Here is a 6,049-nt window from a genome sequence, read left to right on the forward strand (position 1 = left end):
ACCGGTCAATCCGACACCCCAGTCGGCGCGGCAACGAGGTCCGGTACATGCGCCCGCCGACGCTGAAGGGGTCGGCCACGAATACCGACGGCTGCTGATCATCGTCGTCGAACACGTTAGGAAATTCTCATGGACTACGACTTCTCGATGCACACCACGAATCTCGACTGCGCAGTTGTGCACGGGTCCGGAGCGTCTCGACGTACATTGATGCCAGTTGATCGACGTTCGCAGCCTCGACGGTACTCCTTGCCTTCCTCGGCCTTGCCGGATTCGGGCGATAATCGTATCGCCTGACGCTCCGGCTTCGTCGCGCCAGATCGCATGCGTCGGCTGCGGGACTGATGACGAACAGCAGCTTCGGGTCACAGGCTTCTCGGCGACCGGCGCGGCAGCAGCCACGACGGTGTCGTCCGTTCCAGATCGTCGCCTTGACCAAAGACACCGGATCCAGCCGCGCCTGCTCGTAGAGTCCCTGCACGTGGGTGGGGTCCGCGTCTCGGGCGAGGGCGGCGTAGTGGTCCATGACGGCTGGCAGGTAGCGCATGGGCAACGTCTGTCCGGGGGCGAGTCGGGTGAGCTCGGTGATCGTGAGGTCTTCGTCTGCGATACCGCAGAACGAGATGCCGTCGGCGGTCTCCACGTCGAACATCAGGACCACGCGTGGACTGCCTCGCTGCTGACCTTCCGCCAGTCGACGAGGACGCCGAGCGGTTCCCGACTGAGGTCGGGTCTGAGTTGCGCCATCAGATCGTTGAGCGTCTTCTTTCGCCCTGATTGCGAGTGTAGGTCGCGTGTGATTCGGGGTGATGACATGTCCCTGGTGGTTGTTGTGGGTGTTGTGGGGCGCCGGCGAATTAGGCGCCGGCGGTGGGGGCTGGCGGGGTGCTCGGGCTCGGTGGTGTGGGGGAGTGATGCGTGTCGGGTGGGGGCGTTGTGAGTCTCGTTATTGGGTGTTTTCGAATGTTGTTGTGTGTCAATATGTTTCGTCTGATGGAGTCGAGCATCTTACATGTTTACGACCAGACTGTGTCACCTATGAGCGAGGCCCTCACCTCGGTGAGGGCCTCGCTCGCCTGGATTCGACCTGGTCGGTTACTCGCCGGCCTCAGTGGGCTCGAGGTCTGCCGGCTTCTTCAGAGGGATCAGCTCATCGCTGCCCTTGTAGCGATATGCCCAAATCCCCGTGGGGAAGTAGAACGGTGCCGGCCTGCCCGTTGTCCGGGGCGGGCGTCCACCGTGTGGGCTTGTCCGGGTCTGCGATCTCGCTCATCCCACTATTGTCTCAACCGCGGAAAACCCGGCGAAACCAGCTTAAACCCGCGCACGCTCGATATATGAGCTCCGCGACCGGAAAGCCGGTCCCGCCGATGCTCGCCACTCTCGGGCATTCCCCGACCGGTGAGCGCTGGCGTCTTAACTGAACTAGAGGATCGCATCATTGCAGGTCGAGCACGGAAATGGTGTTGCGGGATGATTTCTTGATAATGCATGGTTGCTGGCCTGGTGTGTTCGCCTACTCCAACTCTCGGCAGTGAGGCGTCCCTTGGCTGCCCGCGTCTGAGGAAACACTCTCGCAAGGTTCACCAGTAGGCGATGGACTGCGGTTTAACCTCGAAAGATATGCCTTCTAGGTATACCTCGCAGCTCCAATCGCATTGGACGGGAATATGACTTGTCGCACATACTCATTCCATTCGTTCGGTGGCCGTCCTAGCGCGATTGAAGGGCTTTCCGTGTCGCGGTGAAGTGGTCATAAATTCGAGGAGGCGGCGGTGTCGAAACCGTATACGTTCGTACTAATTCACGGTGCTTGGCATACAGGAGATCACTGGGCCCCAGTTGCCGAGAGTCTTCGAGCGGATGGTCATCGTGTGTACACGCCGACCGTGGCGGGGTTCCGTGAGTCGGACCCGAGTGTCTCGCACGCGGATGGCGTCGACTCGATCGTGCAATACATCGTCGACAAGGATATCCAGGACTTCATCCTGGTAGGGCACAGTTTTGGAGGCACTATCGTCTCCAAAGTCGCCGAGGCGGTCCCTGATCGCATTCGACGACTCGTGTTCTGGAATGCGTTTGTGCTCGAAAGCGGCAAGAGCATCAATGATGAATCTCCGCCGCACTACCGTGAGATGGTGCAGGGCGGGTCCTCCGGCGGCATGTTCGAGTTGCCCTGGGAGGTGTGGCGCGAGGCATTCCTGAACGACGCGGATCACGAAACCGCTTGGCGCGCATACGAAAGCCTATGTGCAACTCCCGTTTCAATGCTCGAAGATAAAGTGGAGTTAACTAAGTTCTACGAGCTCATCGCCACCGGCCGTTTGAAGGCGTCCTATCTGAACTGCACTGAAGACACCGCAATGCCGCATGGGGAATACGCCTGGCATCCGCGTTTTTCAAGTCGGTTGGGTTTATGCAGAATTGTGCAGATGCCCGGAAGTCACGAGGTCATTTTCACTAACCCCACTGCTCTCGCGGGGAAGATGGTTGAGGCTGGACGGGACTAAGCGGCGCGGTAGGCGGTCAAGACCGATAGTGCAGTTAAGGGCCTGGGAGGGAAAATGGGATGGCATGCGGGCGATCGCCACCACAGGTCAGGAAACGGCGGCGTTGTGGTCGCGCAACGGCAACCGGGTCAGCGAGTCATTCCCGGAGATCGTCGACGCCCTCGCCGCTGTGCTCGGTCACCGCGAAACCGTTCTCGACGGAGAAATTGTCGCCCTCGACAAGGGTGTTCCGTCGTTCGCCCGGTTGCAACGCAGAATGCATGTCCGCGCACCCTCCGCCGAACTCCGAAACGATGCCCTGACCACCTACTACGTCTTCGACGTCCTCGACATCGACGGCACCTCGACCACCGAACTGCCGTATCTCGAACGCCGCGAAGCACTTTCCAGCCTCAGCATCGAGAACCCACGCATCAAAGTCCCCCCGTTTTGGCTCAACGTCGATGGCGCCGCGATGCTCGAGGTCGCGAAAAAACACCACCTCGAAGGGATTCTCGCGAAAAGCATCAACTCGACGTATCAGCCCGGGAAACGGTCTCCTAGCTGGATCAAAACGCCTCTCCGCGCCAAAGCAGAGGCAATCGTGGCAGGATTCGTCGAGGGCTCGGGCAGTGCGGCCGGAGGCATCGGATCGCTGATCCTCGGCGCCCACGACGATTCAGGCGCGCTCATCTATATCGGGTCCGTCGGCAGTGGATTTTCTTCGAGGCAGCGCCGCGAACTACGCGAGCGCCTCCTCGAAATTGAACGCCCCACCAGTCCGTTCACGATCGCGCCACCACGAGCAATCGCACGCGAAGCCCGTTGGTGTGAACCTCTTTTGGTGTGCGATGTGGAATACAGGGAGTTCACCGGCGGTGGCCTCAGGCACCCAGTATTCAAGGGTCTGCGCGTCGACAAGACCGCCGATGAAGTCGACCTCCCCGGCCGTCACTGATCGGTCCAACTTGAGGAGTGATTACCGATGATCGCAGGTGGGTGGATCTGGGTTCTGCCGTTACCGTGGGAATGGCGAATAGCGCTGTCGAAAGCAATCCCGTGCGACTTCGGCGGTGCGGGGTGCCGTTTGGCCTTCTGACTGGTACATGGCGAAGCCGCCGGCCCCGAAGAGGGTGTCCAGCGGCTTGAAAAGGGTCGGTGCCAGTCTTGCGCCTCTCGGCAAGTGGCCGCTCGAAGCGGCATTTCTTTCGGTGGTACCCGGGGCAAAGAACTTCAGCACCGACAGCCTCTACAACGAACGCCGGCCCCGGGTTATTCCGCCGGTCCGCGCTCTGCCCGAGATTGGGAGCAGCACGCCAAAATGAAGTCAGGGGACGTGTCGTCACTGCTGCTCAGAGGGCGATTTGTTGCCCCTTCACATGCCGATCGGAGAGATGCGCCATCGCCGACTTTTGTATCGGGAGTGCAGGTGAACCTCTTGGGAGGATGCGAGCTGCATACTGCCTGTGTGAGTGATCGTTTCGATGAAGAGTTGGCGATGTTGACCGATGTCCGCCGCTACCTCCGCTCGGTGGAGGGGCGGGACTTGTCGATCTCGACGTCGGTTATTGATCGAGTGCTCGATGAACGCAACGACTCCAGGGCTGGCCGGGCAGACGAGTCGCGGTGCTGATCGTGATCGCCGAGCGTCGTGACTGCCTGGCGTAGGCATCTGATCACATTCTCCGCACGCCCACGTGCGCGGCCCAATCGCGCCGCTGATGGCGATGCCCAGCGTCACTGCTGGCCCTACGTGGATCACGACCAGTATCAATGTGGCCGCCACAACGGTCAGCAGGTGTCATCATTCCTGTTCAAAGCCTATTTTCGGCAAGGGCTCGATGTCTGTGCGACTCGTACCGGAGGTTAGGCGAGAGGGGTGATGTGACTGTTGTTTGTCCAGACAACCCCGTAGGTCGATTCTGAGCATGTGTGGTTCCTGTCGTCGACACATGCACTGCGCCGGAAGGTCGCCCCCAGCGGATACGAAAACGGTCGGGGACGTGTCGTCTTCGCAGTTCAGCGGCGTGAACGAGCTCCTGCTTGTGCAGTGAGCAGTTTTACGACACGAGGACATCACCGCCGCCCTTTGCGTTTGTTACGGAGAAGTAGTGTGCGAAGGACTGCGAGTGCATCGCCACGGCGTTCCTTGGAACGTGCGCACACAGCGATCAGGGATATCGCGGTGATCAGGGCGAAGTATGCGAGCGCCAGGTGCGGCATGACGTCGTGACCGAGTTGGGTGAAGGTGTCGAGCAGTGGCATGAGTTGGTTCCTTGGGGTGCAGTGTGTGCGGGCTGCCTTCAGTTCTCTCCCACACGCTGCTGTCCGGCGATGTTCCGCCGCGCTAGAGTCTGTCAATTGCCTGTTCAGATTGGGTGCGCCGGAATTCCGACTCTCGGAACTCGGACAACTACCAGGTTCGAGAGGAACATCTAATGTCCGAGCCGGTGGATGCAAAAATGCGTCTGGGCGCAGCGCTGACGGACCTCTGGGAACGAGCGCACAAACCGACTCTCAAAAGTCTGGTCGCGGATGCCGCGAACCGGAACGTGAAGCTGAGTACATCGAGTTTGAGTCAGTGGTTCAAGGGAGCGGTAGCCCCTTCCGACACCCAGCAGTTCGGAACGCTCGTTCTCATCCTGTCCGGTGCTCCGCCGACTGCGGACCTCAAGCGTTTGCGTCAGCAGGCTCGTGATGTGAGCCAATCTCGGCAGGGCCTGGCCGGCGGATCCGTGGTGACAGCGGCGCAGCCCGGAAAGGAAGCAATACCCGGGGGCGTGCCGAGGATCGACATTCTGCATTACGCGAACGTCCCGCGACTGAACACGCTGTTGGCAACCCGCGGAATCCCGTCGGATATGTCGAACATCCCACCGCACGGTCAGCGGAACATCATCACTCTTGCCGCGGCAGTGGGATCCGTTGTCACTCGGATGAGAGAAGTCGAACTCCCTGTCCGACGGTTCACCCAGAATCTCAACCTGCGGTCGCTCAGGAACGGGCAACTGTTGGTGTTCGACAGGCGTGTATTCACCCTGAACTGCCCGGAGCCCGGCGCCACACCCACACTGACCGGGGACCTGAACGTCGACCCAGTCGTGTACATCAAGAAGCAGGGAGTTCGGATCGTCATGCCCTATGACCCGGCATTCATCACGACCTCGACCGCATACTCGGAATTCAACGCTGGGAACACGCAGATGGTCGGATTATGCGCAATCAAACGGCGCGGTAAGCCAACAGATGCACCCCACCGAAACAAGAACCCCAAAGTTCAGTACGTGGCAACCCCTCTCCTGCTGGGATTGTCGAGCGAGGTCACGGATCTGAGCGAGAAGGTGGTCCACGAGGACATGTACGGGAGGTGGCACGGCCCGTGGCGCAACGACCGCAAATCCAGACGTGCCGGGTAAGACCGTCCGCGAGATGCGCACGGGCTAATCCTCTAGACCTGCTGAATCCCGTTAGGCGAGAAGGGAAGGGACTGTCTCTAAAACGGTGTTTCGGCCCGACTAGCTGAGTGAATGCTCGGCGAGGAGGTGCCGAGATGACGACAC

General features: G+C 60.2%; 7 protein-coding genes. 4 read left to right on the forward strand and 3 right to left on the reverse strand.

Annotated features, from left to right (window positions below):
* Positions 1–127: 127 nt before the first annotated feature.
* On the reverse strand, positions 128–661 hold the full coding sequence (locus V2B23_RS28430; protein ID WP_430953314.1) for a hypothetical protein: 534 nt from the start codon (positions 659–661) through the stop codon (positions 128–130).
* 489 nt (positions 662–1,150) lie between these two features.
* Entirely contained in the window at positions 1,151–1,273 is a 123-nt protein-coding gene (locus V2B23_RS28435; protein ID WP_430953315.1) for a hypothetical protein, read from the reverse strand.
* A 502-nt stretch (positions 1,274–1,775) separates the two neighbouring features.
* Between V2B23_RS28435 and V2B23_RS28440 the strand changes: the two genes are divergently transcribed.
* The 3 genes from V2B23_RS28440 to V2B23_RS28450 all read left to right on the forward strand — a co-directional run bounded on the left by V2B23_RS28440 (position 1,776) and on the right by V2B23_RS28450 (position 4,122).
* Positions 1,776–2,510, forward strand: a complete 735-nt coding sequence (locus V2B23_RS28440) for an alpha/beta fold hydrolase (protein WP_430953316.1) — start codon at positions 1,776–1,778, stop codon at positions 2,508–2,510.
* Positions 2,511–2,538: 28 nt separating this feature from the next.
* Positions 2,539–3,447 (forward strand): non-homologous end-joining DNA ligase, encoded by a 909-nt coding sequence (gene ligD, locus V2B23_RS28445; RefSeq protein WP_430953317.1) that lies wholly within the window; start codon positions 2,539–2,541, stop codon positions 3,445–3,447.
* A 510-nt stretch (positions 3,448–3,957) separates the two neighbouring features.
* A complete protein-coding gene (locus V2B23_RS28450; protein ID WP_430953318.1) occupies positions 3,958–4,122 on the forward strand; it encodes a hypothetical protein in 165 nt (54 codons plus the stop codon).
* A 443-nt stretch (positions 4,123–4,565) separates the two neighbouring features.
* Here V2B23_RS28450 and V2B23_RS28455 read toward each other — a convergent pair whose 3' ends face one another.
* On the reverse strand, positions 4,566–4,754 hold the full coding sequence (locus V2B23_RS28455; RefSeq protein WP_430953319.1) for a hypothetical protein: 189 nt from the start codon (positions 4,752–4,754) through the stop codon (positions 4,566–4,568).
* Positions 4,755–4,927: 173 nt separating this feature from the next.
* Between V2B23_RS28455 and V2B23_RS28460 the strand changes: the two genes are divergently transcribed.
* A complete protein-coding gene (locus tag V2B23_RS28460; protein WP_430953320.1) occupies positions 4,928–5,905 on the forward strand; it encodes a hypothetical protein in 978 nt (325 codons plus the stop codon).
* The last annotated feature ends 144 nt before the right edge of the window (positions 5,906–6,049 follow it).

The sequence above is a fragment of the Rhodococcus sp. 24CO genome (assembly GCF_050586165.1).
In the GTDB taxonomy this organism is placed as follows: Bacteria; Actinomycetota; Actinomycetes; order Mycobacteriales; family Mycobacteriaceae; genus Rhodococcus_F.

Coding starts and splice junctions, on each gene's coding strand:
- V2B23_RS28460 (WP_430953320.1), top strand. CDS start 4,928: ATGTCCGAGCCGGTGGATGCAAAAATGCGTCTGGGCGCAGCGCTGACG.
- V2B23_RS28455 (WP_430953319.1), bottom strand. CDS start 4,754: ATGCCACTGCTCGACACCTTCACCCAACTCGGTCACGACGTCATGCCG.
- V2B23_RS28435 (WP_430953315.1), bottom strand. CDS start 1,273: ATGAGCGAGATCGCAGACCCGGACAAGCCCACACGGTGGACGCCCGCC.